Source organism: Mycolicibacterium aubagnense, from assembly GCF_010730955.1.
Taxonomy (GTDB): Bacteria; Actinomycetota; Actinomycetes; order Mycobacteriales; family Mycobacteriaceae; genus Mycobacterium; species Mycobacterium aubagnense.
In genome coordinates, this window is the sequence record NZ_AP022577.1 from 4,965,136 (window position 1) to 4,982,686 (window position 17,551).

The 17,551-nt window shown below is 64.5% G+C and carries 15 protein-coding genes, 1 tRNA gene and 2 pseudogenes; 10 read left to right on the forward strand and 8 right to left on the reverse strand.

What is annotated here, in order from left to right:
* Positions 1 to 251: 251 nt before the first annotated feature.
* The 7 genes and pseudogenes from G6N59_RS23815 (at position 252) to G6N59_RS23845 (ending at position 8,863) form a co-directional block, all read left to right on the forward strand.
* Positions 252 to 551, forward strand: coding sequence for a WXG100 family type VII secretion target (locus G6N59_RS23815; protein WP_138231931.1), 300 nt, complete (start codon positions 252 to 254; stop codon positions 549 to 551).
* Positions 551 to 2,218: an alpha/beta hydrolase gene (locus G6N59_RS23820; RefSeq protein WP_138231930.1), complete on the forward strand. Its 1,668-nt coding sequence runs from the start codon at positions 551 to 553 to the stop codon at positions 2,216 to 2,218. The genes G6N59_RS23815 and G6N59_RS23820 overlap by 1 nt, the downstream gene beginning before the upstream one ends.
* 151 nt (positions 2,219 to 2,369) lie before the next feature.
* Entirely contained in the window at positions 2,370 to 2,867 is a 498-nt protein-coding gene (locus G6N59_RS23825; RefSeq protein WP_179970231.1) for a hypothetical protein, read from the forward strand.
* A gap of 456 nt (positions 2,868 to 3,323) precedes the next feature.
* Positions 3,324 to 4,274, forward strand: a complete 951-nt coding sequence (locus G6N59_RS23830; protein ID WP_170212435.1) for a DUF6615 family protein — start codon at positions 3,324 to 3,326, stop codon at positions 4,272 to 4,274.
* A gap of 408 nt (positions 4,275 to 4,682) precedes the next feature.
* Positions 4,683 to 5,844, forward strand: a pseudogene (locus G6N59_RS23835) (IS3 family transposase).
* 283 nt (positions 5,845 to 6,127) lie between these two features.
* Positions 6,128 to 6,700, forward strand: coding sequence for a hypothetical protein (locus G6N59_RS23840; RefSeq protein ID WP_138233556.1), 573 nt, complete (start codon positions 6,128 to 6,130; stop codon positions 6,698 to 6,700).
* 929 nt (positions 6,701 to 7,629) lie between these two features.
* Positions 7,630 to 8,863, forward strand: a pseudogene (locus G6N59_RS23845) (IS256 family transposase).
* An 18-nt stretch (positions 8,864 to 8,881) separates the two neighbouring features.
* Here G6N59_RS23845 and G6N59_RS23850 read toward each other — a convergent pair.
* Both G6N59_RS23850 and G6N59_RS23855 read right to left on the reverse strand, forming a co-directional pair.
* Positions 8,882 to 9,019 (reverse strand): hypothetical protein, encoded by a 138-nt coding sequence (locus G6N59_RS23850; RefSeq protein WP_163911671.1) that lies wholly within the window; start codon positions 9,017 to 9,019, stop codon positions 8,882 to 8,884.
* Positions 9,020 to 9,022: 3 nt separating this feature from the next.
* Positions 9,023 to 9,784 carry a hypothetical protein gene (locus tag G6N59_RS23855; protein WP_138229407.1) on the reverse strand — a complete coding sequence of 254 codons (762 nt, stop codon included), beginning with the start codon at positions 9,782 to 9,784 and terminating at the stop codon, positions 9,023 to 9,025.
* A gap of 529 nt (positions 9,785 to 10,313) precedes the next feature.
* Here G6N59_RS23855 and G6N59_RS23860 point away from each other — a divergent pair.
* On the forward strand, positions 10,314 to 10,682 hold the full coding sequence (locus G6N59_RS23860; protein WP_197907891.1) for a nuclear transport factor 2 family protein: 369 nt from the start codon (positions 10,314 to 10,316) through the stop codon (positions 10,680 to 10,682).
* Positions 10,683 to 10,684: 2 nt separating this feature from the next.
* On the opposite strand, the gene G6N59_RS23865 is transcribed toward G6N59_RS23860, so the two are convergent.
* The 3 genes from G6N59_RS23865 to orn all read right to left on the reverse strand — a co-directional run bounded on the left by G6N59_RS23865 (position 10,685) and on the right by orn (position 12,105).
* A complete protein-coding gene (locus tag G6N59_RS23865) occupies positions 10,685 to 11,254 on the reverse strand; it encodes a GNAT family N-acetyltransferase (protein ID WP_163911674.1) in 570 nt (189 codons plus the stop codon).
* Between the two features lie 91 nt (positions 11,255 to 11,345).
* Positions 11,346 to 11,418, reverse strand: a tRNA-His gene (locus G6N59_RS23870).
* Between the two features lie 57 nt (positions 11,419 to 11,475).
* Positions 11,476 to 12,105, reverse strand: coding sequence for an oligoribonuclease (orn, locus tag G6N59_RS23875; protein WP_138229409.1), 630 nt, complete (start codon positions 12,103 to 12,105; stop codon positions 11,476 to 11,478).
* Between the two features lie 80 nt (positions 12,106 to 12,185).
* Between orn and G6N59_RS23880 the strand changes: the two genes are divergently transcribed.
* Positions 12,186 to 13,769, forward strand: coding sequence for a helicase HerA-like domain-containing protein (locus G6N59_RS23880; RefSeq protein WP_138229410.1), 1,584 nt, complete (start codon positions 12,186 to 12,188; stop codon positions 13,767 to 13,769).
* A gap of 174 nt (positions 13,770 to 13,943) precedes the next feature.
* Here G6N59_RS23880 and cmrA read toward each other — a convergent pair whose 3' ends face one another.
* Positions 13,944 to 14,750: a mycolate reductase gene (gene cmrA, locus G6N59_RS23885; protein WP_138229411.1), complete on the reverse strand. Its 807-nt coding sequence runs from the start codon at positions 14,748 to 14,750 to the stop codon at positions 13,944 to 13,946.
* A 33-nt stretch (positions 14,751 to 14,783) separates the two neighbouring features.
* Between cmrA and G6N59_RS23890 the strand changes: the two genes are divergently transcribed.
* Complete coding sequence (locus G6N59_RS23890) at positions 14,784 to 16,118, forward strand: MFS transporter (RefSeq protein ID WP_138229412.1); 1,335 nt, start codon at positions 14,784 to 14,786, stop codon at positions 16,116 to 16,118.
* On the opposite strand, the gene G6N59_RS23895 is transcribed toward G6N59_RS23890, so the two are convergent.
* Together G6N59_RS23895 and G6N59_RS23900 are read right to left on the reverse strand one after the other, a co-directional pair.
* Entirely contained in the window at positions 16,115 to 16,777 is a 663-nt protein-coding gene (locus G6N59_RS23895; RefSeq protein WP_138229413.1) for an MmpS family transport accessory protein, read from the reverse strand. The two genes, G6N59_RS23890 and G6N59_RS23895, sit on opposite strands and share 4 nt — an antisense overlap.
* A gap of 67 nt (positions 16,778 to 16,844) precedes the next feature.
* Positions 16,845 to 17,492: an SACE_7040 family transcriptional regulator gene (locus G6N59_RS23900; protein WP_138229414.1), complete on the reverse strand. Its 648-nt coding sequence runs from the start codon at positions 17,490 to 17,492 to the stop codon at positions 16,845 to 16,847.
* Between the last annotated feature and the right edge of the window lie 59 nt (positions 17,493 to 17,551).

The window sequence follows — 17,551 nt, forward strand, 5'->3', positions numbered from 1 at the left end:
TCTGGGCGAGTTCGTCGTGGTCATCGGCCGTCAGGTAGGTCGTCTGGTTGATTTCCGGCGTGCACTGGGCCGCGGGACTGCGTCATTGATGAGCAGACGGATGGACGTGGTGAGCTGGTCATCGGCGTCGGTTATGTAACCAGCTAACGCGAAGAATTTGGCGACGCTACCGCCACGCGGGTGGCCATATGATGAATAGCGGCTGAGCGCACGCGGCGGGGGCCGCGTGCAGGATTTTGGTTGGGGGAGAAATGGCTGATCATCTGAAGGTCGACCCGATTGATCTGCACATGTCGTCAGCACATATGGATATGCACCACGCTGAACTGCGAACGGCGCACGCGGATGCTCATGCGGATATGGAAGCTGCGCAGGGAAGCTGGATAGGTGCTTCAGCAGCGGCGCTGCAGGCGAAGTTGGCTGAGTGGCAGGCGACCACCGAGCAGCTGTGCGGTGACATTTCTGCACATGGTGAGGCATTCAGCGCCGCGGCCCACAAGTACACCAGCACTGACGCGAACGGCGCGCAGGCGATCAACAAACAGGTCTGATGGCGGTCACTCTGGCCGACATCGAACGCTGGGACCCGTCGGCAGTCCGGGAAGTCTCGGATGCGTTGGGCAAGCGTGGTGCCAGTTCGGATGAGGTGAAGGCCGGACTGTCGAAGCTGCCGCTGATCGCCAGCTGGCAGGGGACTGGTGCAGATGCCGCCCGTGCCTCGTTGGACAAGTTGAGTTCCCACTTGGCCGCTCACGCCGAGGAGATGGCAGCGGTATCAGCTGCGACCAAGAAGTCCGCCGATGAGATCGACTCGGTCCGCCAGACCCTGCAGGGCATTTACCGCGATGCCAAGGCGGAACGATTCGACATCAACCCAGCGACGGGAGCGGTTACTTCGCTCGATAAGGACAACTCCGGCGACCCGATGCGTTTCCTGCAGAAAGTGGACTTGGAAACCCGGATCAGCAAGGTGCTCGCCGACGCCAACACCGCCGACGCCGACCTCGCCCGCGCCATCACAGCGGCGGGTAAAGAGTCGACCGGGCCGACGGAAACTCGGCCAGATGTGCGGGCCGCGTTGTCGAAGCCACTGCCGGAGGACCCCAAACAGTTCAATGAGCTGTGGAACAAGCTCACGCCAGAGGAGAAGGACTGGCTGTACGCCCAGGACCACAACGTCGGTAACCATCCGGGCATGCCGTTCGACCCCGCCGATCATCTGGGCAAGGACCACTACAACCGGATGCACCTGGACGAGTTGATGAAGAACTCGCAGGCCAATGTCGACGATCTGCAGCGCCGGTTCGATGCCTTGGCCGCGAAGCAGTACATGGGCGACCACAGCAGTGAGACGGGGAATGCTCTTGCGGCGCTTGGCCCTCAGCTGCAGGCCGCCAAGTCTCAGCTCGATGGATACAAGGCGGTAAATGGAGCGCTGAACCCACCCAAGGGTGGTGCCAACAGTGGCATTCCTCGATTCCTGGGGCTGCTCGACGATCAGGGGCACGCTGCCGTGTCATTGCAGAACCCCGACCTGGCCAAACGGGACGCCACGTTCGTACCCGGCACTGGCCAGAACATCAACGCCTTCGAGGGAAGCAACGAGAAGTCGATCCGCATGTATCAGGCGGCCCTGGCCGCCGACAAGAGCCTGATGCCCGGCGACGTGTCCGTGACGACCTGGATGGGCTACGACCGCCCAATGAACCTGCCCGAAGCCTCGTTTACTGATCCCGCCACATCAGGTGCGGGCAATCTGGATGCTTTCCAGGCGGGGTTGCGAGCCTCTCACGTCGGAGACCCGTCCATCAATACCGTCATCGGCCACAGCTACGGATCGACGTTGGTCGGTGCCGCCGCCAGCGGCGGGCACCACCTCGATGCGAACAACATCATCGCGGTAGGCAGCCCCGGCATGCTCGTCAACCACGCCGGAGACCTCAACCTCGATCCGGGTGGGCACGTCTACGCAACCAAGGCCCTCAACGACGTCATCTCACTGGCCACCGACACGACCTTGGGGCCCGACCCGATCGGCCAGTCGTTCGGTGCCACCGACCTGATGGCAGCCCCAGGCCCCAGCCTGGACCCGTACAGCCTCCTGCCCACCGTCGAAGCCCACAGCTCCTACTGGAGCCCCGGCAATGTGGCGTTGAGAAACATGGGTGCGGTGATAGCCGGTCAGCCGCCCCCTGTGATCGGATACCCAAGTGGATAGGCGACAGAAGATGAAATGCACCTCAGGCCTGCGGACTGTCGCCGCGTCGCTGGTTGGTGTCGCCGCTGTCGGTGCGCTGGTGGCGTGTGGACAACACAGCGATCTGGGCCCGAGCGTGCCTACCGGGGCCACACAGATCGGAGGAAGCCCAATGACATCGGCACCCCCACCGCCTGCCGGTTGGAACCCACACACCATCACGCCGACCAGCCAGCAGCAGGCTCAAGACACCGTCGTGGGTTACCTGAAGAAGACGCTCACAGCCTTGCCGCCGGGCACCATCCTGGACGCCACCCGCTACGGCGGTGCCGGGAGCAACGCGCCCTGCCAGGACAACCCCACGGGGCCGGGCAAGCCGCCGACAGAGTTCTCGACCATCGGCGATCTGAAACTGCCCGCTGGCACCAACCCCAACGACGCCATCGCTCAGATCGGGGACATCTGGAAGAGTTGGGGCTGGCACGTCATCGAGCGCGACGGCTTTCAGAAACCCAACCGCTTCGGCTACGCCCCAGATGGCTACAGCTTGCAGATCGAGGCGGCTAACCCACCGGGTTCGCCGCCAACGGTCAACGGCACCACCCCGTGCTATTCCGGCGACCTCCAGCGTGATGACCTACCCGTCCCGAAAATCTTGCAGGCGCAGTAACTACGGGTGCGACGACTGCTCGGCCCCCGGGAAGCCGGTTGCGGGTGATCAGAGGGTCGGAAGTTCGCCACAATGCCATAATCGAACGTGTCTTCGAAACATGGGAAAACATCAACGGGTATCCGACGTTGTACCCCTGCGACCGTCCTGTCTTCGTCGACACCAGCTGGCTGCCCCACTCGGGCACCCGCCGCGACAAGCTGGCCATGTGGATCAAGTCAGGTGGGCTTCAGGTTGACTACGGGATGCCCGGACGCCAGCTGGCATGGATCAGACGGTCGGGCGGCTCTTGGATTGCGGTTGTCGAACTGACAGCCCGCAGCGGCAACGTGCGGTCCTCGTTGACGGCGACGCTGTGGCTTCCGCCAGGCGCGATCAGAGCGTAGTGATGCACGGCGTTCCCGGCGACCGTGTACCGCGTAGCTTCTCGTTCCCCGGCCGGGCAGGATACGGACGATGACGACAGTGAAAGCTGCGTTCGAGTTGGCGCGCGTCGATTCTGTGCGGCACATGGCCGCGTGCGAGCAGGCATCCCTCCGATGGGGCGAGGTGGGGATCACCGAAATTGTGACTTCTCGCGCCGCCCCGGCTGTGACGGTAGCGCCGTTTAGCCAGCCCGCTGAATTCATCAGCGGTGCCGACTGGATTTGGTGGTGGGTCGACGCGACTGCTGCCTACGGGATGCTCGTGCAGGCGAAGCGCGTGGCGGTTAGTGGGGGGCGGTGGCACTTTGACTTTGCCTACCCGAGGGGGAGTGACAGGCAGCGGAGGCAACTTATCTCCACGGCAGAGACACTAGGCTTGTTTCCGGCATACGCGCTCTACCTCGGAACGGGAAACTATCGGAGGTGGGAGCGGTGTTCAGATAGTCATCAAGCCGAGGGCTGCCTAGAGTGCACTCGGCGATCGCTCTCGGTGATGCCTGCTTTGTTGGCCCGGGAACCGTTGGTAATCGACTCGAAGACCACGTACGAATGGTCGATCGCCCTCGAAAATCTGTGGACACCGGAATCTGCTCGATTCGTGCCAATTCACCCGCTGACGGGGATTGCGCCAGGCCTTGTGGACTTTCTGACCATGCCGCAGCGCGGGGTGCGCGCGATATCTCGGGCGATGATCGATCGCGTTCTTCAGGCGCGCCTGGGCCAGTTCAACGCGATGCCGAATGCTGTGAGCGGAATACTGGGGGGTAGCCATGATCGGCTGGGGTCAGTTTTCTCGGAATTTCCCGACGACCACTGGGGCACTCCGTATTTCGAGCAAGTGCTTAACCCATTGCGGCACACGCCGCCGTCCTACGTGCTCGAACTTGTGTCATCAGAAAGGGTCGATACGGACGCCGTGACAGCCGCCATGCCAGAGACCATAGCGGGGGTTGTCGTTGTGCAGTTGTCTCCCAACAGCTAGCGCGACGACACCTCTGTTCCGCCGATCCGGCAGGGAATGTTAGAGCCTCGTCTATGCGAGGGCCTTTGAGAATCGTGGGTCCTACTCTGGACGCGGCCGACTATGAAGCCTGGGGTGGCAGGTAGTCCCCGCATGGCCCGCCGACAGCCCCCGGCGGCAGTAGCGCCTTCCGTCGGTTTCACACGTCGATCAACGTCGAGTGTCAATGGCTGGTGAAGACCGCTGCTGGAGCAACCCAACTACCTCAGCCATAAGGCGGAATGCTGAAAGCGTCGGGTACAGAACGCGGCTCAGGTCGCTTGTCAGACGTAGGTTTACGACCGTGGGGTCTGTGCTTTGGGTCTGCTGCACGAATAGGTGACATCTGAGTTGGCTTGCCCAGCATGGGCGGGCTGGAAGGATGTCCCCATGGCAAGGCCCTACCCCCGCGAGTTCCGCGACGACGTCGTCCGGGTCGCTCGCAACCGCGATGACGGTGTAACGATCGAGCAGATCGCCACCGATTTCGGAGTGCACCCGATGACGCTGCAGAAATGGCTCCGTCAGGCCGACATCGACGAAGGCACCAAGCCCGGCAAGAGCGCCAGCGAGTCCGGTGAGCTGCGCGAAGCCCGACGGCGGATCAAACTGCTAGAGCAAGAGAACGAGGTGCTGCGTCGGGCCGCAGCGTATTTATCGCAGGCCAATCTGCCGGGAAAAGGGTCTACCCGCTCGTGAAAGAGCTCGCCGCCGACGGGATCCCCGTCGCGGTGACGTGCCGGGTACTCAAGCTCTCCCGCCAACCGTATTACCGCTGGCTGGCCGACCCCATCACCGAGGCCGAACTCATCGAGGCCTACCGCGCCAATGCGCTGTTCGACGCGCACGCAGACGATCCGGAGTTCGGCTACCGCTACCTCGTGGAGGAGGCGCGCGATGCCGGCGAGCCGATGGCCGAGCGCACCGCATGGCGGATCTGCTCGCAGAATCGACTGTGGAGCGTGTTTGGTAAGAAACGCGGCAAGAACGGCAAAGTCGGGCCGCCGGTGCACGACGATCTTGTCGAGCGTGACTTCACCGCTGAAGGGCCAAATCAGTTGTGGCTCAGTGACATCACTGAGCACCGCACCGGTGAGGGCAAGCTCTACCTCTGTGCGATTAAGGACGTGTTCTCCAACCGGATCGTCGGCTACAGCATCGACTCCCGAATGAAGTCACAACTGGCCATCCGGGCACTACACAGCGCGGTAGCCCGACGCGGAGATGTCGCGGGGTGCATTCTGCACTCGGATCGCGGATCTCAGTTCCGGTCAAGGAAATTCGTACACGCCTTGAATCAACACGAGATGGTCGGCTCTATGGGCCGTGTCGGAGCCGCCGGCGACAACGCCGCCATGGAGAGCTTCTTTAGCCTGCTGCAGAAGAACGTGCTCGACCGCCGCCGCTGGGACACCGAGAACAACTCCGTATCGCGATCGTCACCTGGATCGAGCGCACCTACCACCGGCGCCGCCGCCAGTCCGGCCTCGGGCGGTTGACCCCGATCGAATTCGAAGCAATCATGACCACACCGGCCAGTCAGGCCGCGTGACCGAAACTGTCACCTGATCGTGCAGCAGACCCCTTCGTCAACGCTCACCCGACGATCATCTAACTCGACACCGACAGGAGGAGGCACCTCGTAAGGGAGTGTCCGACAGCCCGCCCTAAAGCAATTGCCGGTGGCTTGCCGCGGCACCTAACAACAGCGAGCGGTCTCACGGTCATCCGCGCGCAAACAGAGTTGTCACCCCAATGCGGCACCATCGAGTCAGGCCGGGCGATTCGTGGAGTCGCAGTCAGCAGGAATGGATTCAACTAGGGGAGGGATTGCTATGACGCAGGATGCATTGGGGGCGGTCGGTGCGCGACTCGGAAAGATCGATTTGGAGGCGCTGACAGACGATCAGGCCATCGCGCTCGCACAGGCTCAAGCTGCGCTGATCAAGCCGAATCCTGATCCCGCTGAAGAAGTTTCGGAAACGCGATCGATCGGCGACGTTGTTGGCGGCTGGTTCCGGGAAGAGTCCTTCTACCGAGACGTCACCACCAGAACGCTGTCGGCAATACTGGCGGCCCTGCTCGCTTACCTGGGAGCTGTGGCGCTCGGCTATGTGGGCACACCGTCTCCAGTGGCTGTTTTTGAGCTCGGCTACGCCGTCGCAACGGCTATCTGTGTGGCGTCCACGGGATACGCCAAGGCAACTGGGCGGGAGTTGCTGGCGGGGACACTCTTCGTGCTCTATTGCGTGGTCGCTGCTGCGGTGTTTTGGTACGGACCAACGTGGGGTGGCGACCTCGGTTGGAAGGACAAGTGGAGCTGGATCGCGTTGGTGCTGCAGGTCGCTTTGATGATCGGCGCGTTTGGATTTGTGCGGAACCGCCGCAAAGCGCGTGCAACGCGATGACGGTGATTGATCCACCGCCGCCAGTGATCCTTGACCGCCCAGGGACGGTCCGGTGGGCGGCGGGTGACCCCGAGGGGCCGCGGTCGAGCACCTGGCGCGTCGAGGGAGTTAGCAACAAGCGGGGACGAGATGACTTCTATGTGGGTACCCGTCAGACCATGAAAGCGGTCAAAGTGAGCCTCCATGACGCTGACCGAGAGCGGGGGTGTCCACCTGCAACGGTCTGTGCGTTCACCAAGGAGTTCTCCGTCGCCAATGGGCTCTCAGAGCGCTGGAGGCTGAATCTGGGTCAGACGACAGAGGTAGCGCCTGGGTGGCGGCACGAACTCACCGTCGCGACTCCAACTACCACCTTCGGCGTGTTCGACGAAACACCGCCGCTCAAGAGAGCCGAGACAATCCAGTGGTGGGTTACGCCGCCACACCCCTGGCAACTTTGCTTCCATTTCTACGTCGGCGAACCCGGTTGCTGTCCAGTGTCACTCGACTTCCATGTGGGGGAGGTTTGTCGGATGCCGCTTGCGAATGGCCGTTGCCTGTGGATTGTTGCGCAGTGCGAACGGATGGCGGACACCGTTGGCGAGGCAATCCGGGAACGTGTCGCGCGGCTTCCTGTGGAGGCAAATCACGTGTACCCCTTCACGCTGTTGAAGACTGAGGGGCGTGTGCCGGTTTTGCTCGACCTTGCAGTGACGAACCGGCCTCGGCGACCGTCGATCGCGTGAGATCGATTCATCGTTTGGTCACCTCTGTTGACGGTTTCATTGATTTTCAACACCTTGTGCGGAACCGCGAGGTTGCGTCCATCAAGGTGGTGTACGAGTCGGACCTGATCAGCGGTACCGGCGTGTCGTAGCCGAGTGATTGAAGGTCATCGCGTGATTCTTCGAGAGACCGTCCAAAGTCACTCGAGCAAAGGAATCGACGCGATGACCACTGCCCACAATATCGATCTGCCCACTGTGCTGGCCGAACGACTCACCACTGCCCATCCCGACGTGCTGCGCGAGCTGCTGGCCACGTTCATCCACACCCTGATGGGCGCCGAAGCCGACGCCCTATGCGGTGCCGGCTACGGCGAACGCTCGGCTGAGCGCACCAATTCCCGCAACGGCTACCGACACCGTCAATTCGACACCCGTGCAGGGACTTTGGATCTTGCGATCCCGAAGCTGCGGCAAGGATCCTACTTCCCGGACTGGCTGCTGGAGCGCCGTAAACGCGCCGAGCGGGCCCTGACCACGGTGGTGGCGACGTGTTACCTGCTTGGTGTCTCGACGCGGCGGATGGACAAGCTGGTCGAGACCCTGGGCATCACGTCGTTGTCGAAGTCGCAGGTGTCGGTGATGGCCAGGAACTCGACGCCGCCGTGGAGGCGTTCCGGACCCGGCCGCTCGATGCCGGCCCGTATACGTTCGTCGCTGCGGACGCTCTGGTGCTCAAGGTGCGTGAAGCCGGCCGGGTGGTCAACGTGCACGCCCTGATCGCCGTCGGGGTCAACGCCGAGGGCTACCGCGAGATCCTGGGAATCGATGTCACGACCGCTGAGGACGGGGCGGGCTGGTTGACGTTCTGGCGGTCGTTGACCGCCCGCGGCCTGTCCGGGGTCAAACTGGTCACCAGCGACGCCCACGCCGGGCTGGTCGCCGCCATCGGGGCCACCCTGCCCGGAGCGGCGTGGCAGCGCTGCAGAACCCACTACACGACCAACCTGATGTCCGTCACTCCCAGAGTTCGTGGCCCTGGGTGCGCACCCTGCTGCACTCGGTGTTCGACCAACCTGACGCTGAATCCGTTGCTGCTCAATATGATCGGATCATCGACGCATTGTCCGACAAGCTGCCCAATGTCGCCGATCACCTCGAAGCGGCGCGGCCGGATCTGCTGGCGTTCACCGCGTTCCCCAAGCAGATCTGGCGCCAGATCTGGAGCAACAATCCCCAGGAACGACTCAACAAGGAGATCCGCCGGCGCACCGACGTCGTGGGCATCTTCCCCGACCGCGCGGCCCTGATCCGTCTCGTCGGAGCAGTGCTGGCCGAACAACACGACGAATGGGCCGAGTCGCGGCGCTACCTCGGCCTCGACGTTCTGAGCAAATCACGCACCGTCAACGACACCCCAACCGAACAGGAGGCTACCCCCGCGGCACTGCCCGCCTGACCCAACTACCTCGAAGAATCACACGACGACGTCATACACCACGTCCCTGGACTTGACCAACCGCGAGTGGCTCTGTTCGGGCTGGTACAGCTTGCACCGCTTCACCTCGACGAAATTGATGTGCAGTCCGTCGAACAGAGCAGCAACGTCCGCCACCGTTCATTTCGGGCCGAGGGTTATTGCTGCACGCTTTCCGTCCAGCAGCGCGCCCAAAGCCGCAGGTGGCTCGCTTGTGTGTGTTTGTGGCCAGATAGCGCCGTCGCATGCTCGGACGGCTGACGCGAGGTCGTCCAACATCTGCTGGAGCCGAAGCGAGGTCAGTGGAACGTCCGTGGGGTCGAAAGGTCCTCCGCGCGTTGGTCCGGTTTCCGTCATGAACTGCTCACGGAGTTCCTTTGTGCGCAATTCACCGCGTTGGTGGGCTAGCAGATGTCTCAGTTCGCGGATGTACGTGACGTTATCGGTTTCGAGATTGCTGCCCAAGGCCTCGTGTATACGGCACAGCGTTCCCCAGGAGGGAGAGTTCTGACCTTTTCTAACGACCGGAGTCAACCGGCGGACGGAGCCATCGACGTCGTCGACGCCGCGCCATCGTCCTAAGGCCTCGCCGGCGCTCTTCTCGGCATACACTTCGAACGCCGTGACCGCATCACGTAGTGCCCCTGTTCTGAGCATCCAAAAGTAGTCCTCCTCCCAGAGGTAGCCCACTCTGCTCAGGAAGTCGTAGAAATACTCGTTGGGCTCGTCGTTGTCGGGATCGAAGCGCCTCTCGAATTCGTTCCTGGCATCGTCCAAGGATTGGGCGTAGGCGACCGAGGCCCATTTCTCAGAAAGCTGTATGTAAGAACGGATGTCGGCGTCTATGGCCTTCCAATCATTGAACGCGCGGCTTCTCTGCTCATCGTGGTGGATCCAAGGCACGGACGTGACTTTATGTGCCGAATTGGCGCGGACGGTGGATCCATCGCTTATTCACCGGTATTGACGGTTTTCATTCATTGTCAACGCTTTGCACAAAACCGTCGGTGGGTGTGTTTTCGCAGGTAGATGGTGATCTATCGAAACCTGTTAGGTAGCGCTAAGTAGTGTCGACTACTTATCAGCGGGTCCGGGGTTCGAAACCCTGACGGCGCACAGATACGAAAGCCCCCTCCTTTGGGAGGGGGCTTTCGTCGTTTCAGGTTGACCCTGCGCTGAGGGTTTTGGTTACTCGGCTTTTGCGCCGTAGCCGCAGGGTCAACGCTGGTCTTGTGTTGACGCTGCGCTGAGGGTCTTCGCTACTCGACCTTTTGCGCCGTAGCTCCAGGCTCAACGCCGGCCCGATGACGCCTACGGTGGCGGTGTCGACGAAAACCTAAGCAGCAGAACATCATTACCCGTGACGTAATCGACTTGGTGACCTTCGGCGGCCAAGCTTTGAGCTGACCAACCCGACACGAAAGAGGTCAGCATGAACGACATCAGCATGAACGGCATCGTCACCGCGTACCTGAAGACGTGGAACGCCACCGACCCCACCGAACGGAAGGCTCTCCTGGATGACCACTGGGCCGCCGATGCGACGTACACCGATCCGATGGCCGACGTCGGCGGTCACGACGCCATCGCCGGGGTGATCGGTGCGGTCCACGCCCAGTTCCCAGGCTTCGTCTTCTCGCTCGTCAGCGGTCCGGACAGCCACCACAACCAGGCCCGTTTTCAGTGGGGGCTGGGGCCGGCGGGGGAGCAGCCGCCGATCGTCGGTTTCGACGTGCTGGCGACCGACGACGACGGCCGGATCCGGACGGTGCACGGCTTCCTCGATCAGGTGCCCGGCTGACGCTACGGTTCAGGGCGGCGGAACGTGGCCAGTTGAGCGGTCGCCAGCGCCTGTTCGGCACCGTACTGCTCGAACGTGCTCACCACACTGAAGCCGAGACGCTTGGCCAGCCGCAGTGAGGCGCGGTTGGCGGTCTGGGTGACGATCACGACAGGTTGGTCGTCCAGTTCGCCGGCCGCGTACCGCAGCAACAGTCGCGCAGCTTCGCACGCATAACCCCGGCCCCACGCGTGCGGCCGAAAGACGTAGCTCAGCTCCAGCTCGTAGCCACCGGGGTCCAGGTGGCCGGGAACATCGTTGCGACGCCGGTCGAGTGTCACCGTCCCCAACATTTCGTCGGAATCCCCGGCTGCCACGACGTAGCAGCCGGGGGCTTCCAATAGTGTTGCCGCCCCCACTGATTCGATCACGGCGCGAACATCATCGACGGGCCGCGGGCCACCGAGGTACCGCCGCAACCGTTCGTCGGTCTGTGTTTCGATCAGGCCCTCGGCGTCGTCGTCGCGCGCTTTGCGAAGGCGGACGCGCGGCCCGTCGAGACGGACGGCTCGCAACTCGGTCACGTCACCCACGCCCACCACTGTGCCAGTGGGCTGGGCGTGGCCCGGAAAACAAACATCGCCCCACCCGCGGACATGCGGGTGAGGCGATGTTCTACCTCGGGGTGGCTGACGGGACTCGAACCCGCGACACCCAGGATCACAACCTGGTGCTCTACCAGCTGAACTACAGCCACCATTGCTGCGAGCCTCGCGGCAGAAGCAGCGTCGTAGATAGTAGCCGCTTCGGCGCGCTAAGCCGAATCGGTTACCGCGTTGTCGTTGGTCGGCGGGCCCAGCTCACCGGCGACAGCCGCGATTTCGCTGGTAGACGGGCCGGGAGCGGCCACGAACGCGGTGCCGCGGTAGTACTTCAACTCGCGGATGGACTCGTGGATGTCGGCCAGCGCGCGGTGCGCGAGCCCCTTGTCCGGCTGTCCGAAATAGATTCGCGGGTACCAGCGGCGGCACAGTTCCTTGATCGAGCTGACGTCGATCATCCGGTAATGCAGGAAGTCATCGAGGCGAGGCATGTCCCGGGCGATGAAGCCGCGGTCGGTGGCAATCGAGTTACCGGCCAGGGGAGCGGTTTTGGCCTGTCCGATGTGGCTGCGGATGTAGTCCAGCACCATCTGCTCGGCGTCTTCGAGGCTGACGGTGGACGTACGCACCTCGTCGATCAGGCCCGAGCGGGTGTGCATCTTCATCACTACGTCGGCCATCCCGTCGAGTGCGGCATCGTCGGTGTGGATCACCACATCGACCCCGTCGCCGAGCACGTTCAGGTCGCTATCGGTGACCAATGCCGCGATCTCGATGAGTCTGTCGGACTTGAGATCCAGTCCCGTCATCTCGCAGTCGATCCATACCAGTTCGTCACGCACGGTGTTCCAGACTATTCCCAGGCCGATCACGGGGTGTCCATACCCGGTCACCAGCGACCCGACGAAGTAGGGTCAGGCGCATGACGACCGAATCGAGTGCATCCCCCGCGCAGCAGATCGCCGCTGGTTACGCCGTCAGCGGCCAGGCGCTGAACCTGGGCGCGGTCGTCGTCGACGGAGCTGTCGATGCCGGCGCTCAGGTCAAGATTCCGCTGGTCACCATCAACCGGCACGGCTTGATTGCCGGCGCGACCGGTACCGGTAAGACCAAGACGCTGCAGGTGATCGCCGAGCAGCTGTCGACGGCCGGGGTGCCCGTCGTGATGGCCGACGTCAAGGGCGACCTGTCGGGGCTCGCGCAGCCCGGCGCGGCGGGCGACAAGACCACTCAGCGCGCCACGGACACCGGCGACGACTGGGCGCCGACCGCGTTCCCCGTCGAGTTCCTGTCCCTGGGGACCACCGGCGTGGGCGTTCCCGTGCGTGCGACCGTCACCAGCTTCGGGCCCATCTTGCTGTCGAAAGTGTTGGGGCTCAACCAGACGCAGGAGTCGACGCTCGGTCTGATCTTCCACTGGGCAGACCAGAAGGGCCTGCTCCTCGATGATCTGAAGGATCTGCGCGGCGTCATCCAGTTCTTGACCGGCGATGACGGCAAAGAGGAGCTCAAGGCACTCGGCGCGGTGTCGCCGGCCACCGCGGGCGTGATCTTGCGGGCGCTCATCAACCTGGAGGCCGAGGGCGGAGACACCTTCTTCGGGCTGCCCGAGCTCAGGCCCGAGGATCTGATGCGGCTGGACCCACAGGGCCGCGGCATCATCACCTTGCTGGAACTGGGCAGCCAGGCCGCGCGTCCGGTGTTGTTCTCGACGTTCCTCATGTGGGTGCTGGCGGACCTGTTCACGACGCTGCCCGAGATCGGTGACGCCGACAAGCCCAAGCTGGTCTTCTTCTTCGACGAGGCGCACCTGCTGTTCGCCGACGCATCGAAGGCGTTCCTCGACCAGGTCGAGCAGACCGTCAAACTGATCCGCTCCAAGGGCGTCGGCGTGTTCTTCTGCACGCAGCTGCCCACCGACATTCCGAACAACGTGCTCAGCCAACTGGGCGCACGGGTTCAGCATGCGATCCGGGCGTTCACCCCCGACGACCAGAGGGCCCTGACGAAGACGGTGCGGACGTACCCGAAGACGGCCGTCTACGACCTGGAGTCGGCACTGACATCTTTGGGCATCGGCGAGGCCGTCATCACGGTGCTGTCCGAGGTCGGTGCGCCGACTCCGGTGGCGTGGACCCGGCTGCGCGCCCCGCGTTCCCTCATGGGCACCATCGGCCCCGACGCCATCGCCGCCGCCGCCAAGGCCAGTCCGTTGCAAGCGACCTACGGGACGACAGTCGACCGCGACTCGGCTTACGAGCGGCTGTCTGCGCAGCCGGCGCCGGCCGGTGCGCCGCCTGCGGCCCCGGACGCAGCGCCCGCCCCCGCGCCGGCCGAAGAGCCTGACCTCACCGCATCGGGCCGCGTCGAGGTCGAAGCAGAAGGCCCCGGCATGGTTGCGGAAGTCCTGCAGAGCACCGCGTTCAAGAGCTTCCTGCGCTCCGCGGCGACCGTGGCCGGGCGTGAGATCACCCGCAGCCTGCTCGGCACGGCCCGCCGCAGGTAGGGCGGCGGGCGGGTCGGGCTCGAGCCTGACCACACGGCGGTTTCGGCCGGCCTTTTCCGCCCTGTCGTCAGGCTCGCGCGCGGAGTTGTCGCGAATGCAACTGCAGGGCGAATTCTGGGCCGATTTTCCGCCACCCAGTTGCATTCGGCGCGGCCTGCCGCCGGATGCCGGCCGCTACGACCCGCCGAGCTTCTTGTAGACGGCGCCGACGATCGGCGCGACGATCGAGCGCGGGGCATAGCCGCTCGCCGCCGACATGGCTTTGGACGTCAGACCGGGCACGACCCGCATCTTGTTGCGATCGAGGCCGTCAAGCGAAACCCGGGCGGTGTACTCGGTGTCGATCCACAGGAAATCGGGGATCAGCCGCTCGATCAGCGACTGCTCGGCCGGGTCGGGCAGCTCGGTGCGGACCGGTCCGGGCGCCAGCAGCGTGACGTTGATGCCGTGCGGCTTGAGCTCGCCGCGCAGCGATTCGCTGAAGGTGTTGGCGAACGCCTTGGAGGCGGCGTAGGTCGCGTTGTTCGGGATGGGCGAGTTGCCCGCGGCCGAACCGGAGATCAGAATGCCGCCGCCGTGCCGCGCGATCATGCCGGGCAGGACGGCCAGCACCAAGTCGTGCACGCCCTGAACGTTGAGTTGTACCTGCGCCTTCTCGCCCTCGGCGGGCAGGTCGGCGACGGCGCCGAACGTCGCGGTGCCGGCGTTGGCGCACAGGATCGAGATGTTGCGCTGCGCCAGTTCCTCGCAGAGCTTGTCGCGGTCGGCGGGGTCGGTCAGGTCGCAGGCCCGGACCTCGACAGTGACGCCGTACTTGTCGGTGATGCGCCCCGCGACCTCGGCCAGCACGTCGCCGCGGCGGGCCGTGATGATCAGGTGATGGCCGCGGGCGGCGAGTTCGGTGGCCAGCGCTTCGCCGATGTTCTGCGAGGCGCCGGTGACGACGGCGCGGGCGTCGGGGCTGGGAGCGGGTACAGGCATGGGTGCAATCGTAGGGACCAATACAGTGGGTGCATGAGCGAGGCTTGCCGAGCGAATCGACGGGCCCCGAGCAACCCCGTTGCGGGCGTCCCGCCCGTCCGCCGGGGTCGCGTAACTGCTTGGGCGCTGTGGGATACCGGTGCCACGGGCGTGAACGCGATCGTGACGACATTCGGTTTCAACATCTACCTGATCTCTGAGGTCGGCAAAGGGCTACCCGGCTCGACGACACCTGAGAGCTGGCTCGGGCGTGCCGTGCTGGTGGCCGGCATCGCGGTGGCGCTGTTGGCCCCGGTGACCGGCGTGATGGTCGACGCCGCGTACCGGCGGCGCCGTGCCCTCGCAGCGCTGACGGGCGCGGTGGTGGTGCTGACGGCATCGATGACGTTCATCAAGCCGGACTACCACTACCTGTGGATCGGCCTGGCGCTGTTGGCCGCCACTGCGGCATGCATGGATCTGGCCACCGTCCCGTACAACGCGATGCTCCGTCAGTTGTCGACGCCCATGACCTCCGGCCGCATCTCTGGATTCGGCTTGGCCGCAGGGTTTTTCGGCAGCGTCGTACTGCTGTTGCTGGTCTTTGTAGGGTTCAAGGCCGGCAGCGGCGACACTCTCGGCCTGCTGGGCATCCCGAACTCGGACGGCAAACCGGACCGGTACGCCGTCCTGGTGGCGGCGGCGTGGTTCACCCTCTTCGCGCTGCCGTTGCTGCTGACGGTGAAGTCGCCGCCGCACGACGGCAGTCCGGCCGTGGGGTTCCTCGGTGCCTATCGCAGGTTGTGGACCGAGGTGGTCGGGGAGTGGCGACGCGACCGCAACGTCGTCTACTACTTGCTCTCCAGCGCCATCTTCCGCGACGGCCTGACGGGCATCTCGATCTTCGGCCCCGTGGTGGGGGTCAGCGTCTACGGCCTGGCGCCGACGAGCGTGCCGCTGTTCGGCGCCGGCGCGTTCACCATCGCGGCGCTCGGTGCGGCGTTCGGCGGATTGCTCGACGACCGGATCGGTTCCAAGCGCGTGATCGTGGGCTCGCTGACCGCGATGGTGGTCGTGGGCGTCACGCTGATGTGCCTGTCCGGTCCGTTGGCGTTCTGGATGTGCGGTCTGACGCTGTGCCTGTTCGTCGGCCCCACCCAGTCGGCGTCGCGGAACCTCATGCTCCGCATCACGGCGGACGGCAAGGAGGGTGTGGCTTTCGGGCTGTACACCACCACGGGCCGAGCAGCGCACGTCCTGTCGCCGTGGTTGTTCTCGATGTTCATCGACATCTTCGCCACGACCCGCGCAGGCCTCGGTGGCCTGTGCACCGTCCTGGGGATCGGGCTGGTGGGGATGCTGCTGGTGAAGGTGCCGGCCCGGCGCTAGTTCCCGTGCCCGCGGCCGCGCTTGCCCGACTGCCGGCACACCGTCAGACCGGCGCCTTCCCGCTGCTGAATCTGGGTGCCGTCGACCGAGATGGTGCAGGCGATGCCGCGTCCGGCGTTGACGATGCTGACGCTGGCCGAGCGCGCCGCCGGCCGGCCCAGCTGGACCTCCTTGGTCCACGGCAGTGGCACGTTGAACTCCGTCTGCAGCACTCCGCCGGTGTCGACGTAGGTGATGCTCACGGCACGGCCGGTGCCGATCACGGAGTACAGGACTGCTTCGGTGTCACCGCTTTCGGGATCCGAGGGCGCCGCCGCGGCCGGGGGACTGACGGCTTCGCTGGGCTCGCTGCTTTCGGGCGTCATGGTGGTCGTCGCAGTCGTCGACGATGACATCGGATCCTGCGTCGGCGTCGGCAGCGGCGGCGGGGCAACAAGGGTCTGTTGCTCGGAACTGTTGACGATGACCAGTGCGATCGCCATGCAGAGCGCCAGGATCAGCACCGCTGCAGCCAGCGGGAACAGCCACTTGAGGCGGTGGACCTTCGGCGGTGCGGCGACACCGTAGGGATCGGTGAAGGCGTCGGTCTGGTAGCCGGCCGTCGGCATGGCCGGGAGTTTTCTGGTGGCGTCCAGCCCGTCGTCGCGCGATCCGGTCATGCCCACCTCATGTTTGCAGGGTACCTGCGGCGCGCGGCGGGCCGCGGGGACGTTGCTGCGGGCCGGGTCAGCGGTGCGGGGCCAGTGCCGCGACCGTCATGGCGCGCAGCACCGCGCGCGAGGATTCCTCCTGCTTGCGGGCACCGCCCGCGCTCACACTGTGTGGGGTCGAGTTCAGGAGCCCGAATGCGGCGTGCGCCATGGTGCGGGCGTCGGCTTCGCTGCGTGACGGGTCGAGCCGGCGCAGTACGTCGACCCAGATCTCGACGTACTGGCGCTGCGACCGACGCACCTGCCGCTTGGCGGCGTCGGGGAGGTTGTTCAGGTCCCGGTCCTGAATCCGGATGAGGTCGGATTCATTGAGCGCGAAGTCGAGGTGGAACTCGATGAGCCCGTCGAGCGCATCGGCCGGGTCGTCGGTGCCGGCGACGACGGCGCGGCCGCCGTCATGCAGCCGCGCGCTGATGCTGACCAGCAACTCGACCAGGAGCGCTTCCTTGTTGGGGAAGTGCCGGTAGATCGCGGGTCCGCTGATACCGGCGGCGGACCCGATGTCCTCGAGGCGGACCGCCAGATAGCCCCGTTCGGCGATGAGCCGCTCGGCGGCGGCGACCAGTTGGCTGCGGCGGTCGGATTTGGCTCGGCTGCGCGGTGTTTCGGCGTCGGCAGGTACGAGATGCGTGGCCGCGGTGGCGCCTGACTCTGATGCCGCCATCGACACCTCCAACCCGGTCTGGACAACTCAGTTAATGAAGACTAACATCGCGTTCGGTT

What these genes read in the sequence shown, in the direction of transcription:
- G6N59_RS23900 (WP_138229414.1), bottom strand. Translation starts at nt 17,492, where the DNA reads ATGGCGGCATCAGAGTCAGGCGCCACCGCGGCCACGCATCTCGTACCT.
- G6N59_RS23840 (WP_138233556.1), top strand. Translation starts at nt 6,128, where the DNA reads ATGACGCAGGATGCATTGGGGGCGGTCGGTGCGCGACTCGGAAAGATC.
- G6N59_RS23880 (WP_138229410.1), top strand. Translation starts at nt 12,186, where the DNA reads ATGACGACCGAATCGAGTGCATCCCCCGCGCAGCAGATCGCCGCTGGT.
- G6N59_RS23825 (WP_179970231.1), top strand. Translation starts at nt 2,370, where the DNA reads ATGACATCGGCACCCCCACCGCCTGCCGGTTGGAACCCACACACCATC.
- G6N59_RS23890 (WP_138229412.1), top strand. Translation starts at nt 14,784, where the DNA reads ATGAGCGAGGCTTGCCGAGCGAATCGACGGGCCCCGAGCAACCCCGTT.
- G6N59_RS23815 (WP_138231931.1), top strand. Translation starts at nt 252, where the DNA reads ATGGCTGATCATCTGAAGGTCGACCCGATTGATCTGCACATGTCGTCA.
- G6N59_RS23830 (WP_170212435.1), top strand. Translation starts at nt 3,324, where the DNA reads ATGACGACAGTGAAAGCTGCGTTCGAGTTGGCGCGCGTCGATTCTGTG.
- G6N59_RS23820 (WP_138231930.1), top strand. Translation starts at nt 551, where the DNA reads ATGGCGGTCACTCTGGCCGACATCGAACGCTGGGACCCGTCGGCAGTC.
- G6N59_RS23895 (WP_138229413.1), bottom strand. Translation starts at nt 16,777, where the DNA reads ATGACCGGATCGCGCGACGACGGGCTGGACGCCACCAGAAAACTCCCG.
- cmrA (WP_138229411.1), bottom strand. Translation starts at nt 14,750, where the DNA reads ATGCCTGTACCCGCTCCCAGCCCCGACGCCCGCGCCGTCGTCACCGGC.
- G6N59_RS23860 (WP_197907891.1), top strand. Translation starts at nt 10,314, where the DNA reads ATGAACGACATCAGCATGAACGGCATCGTCACCGCGTACCTGAAGACG.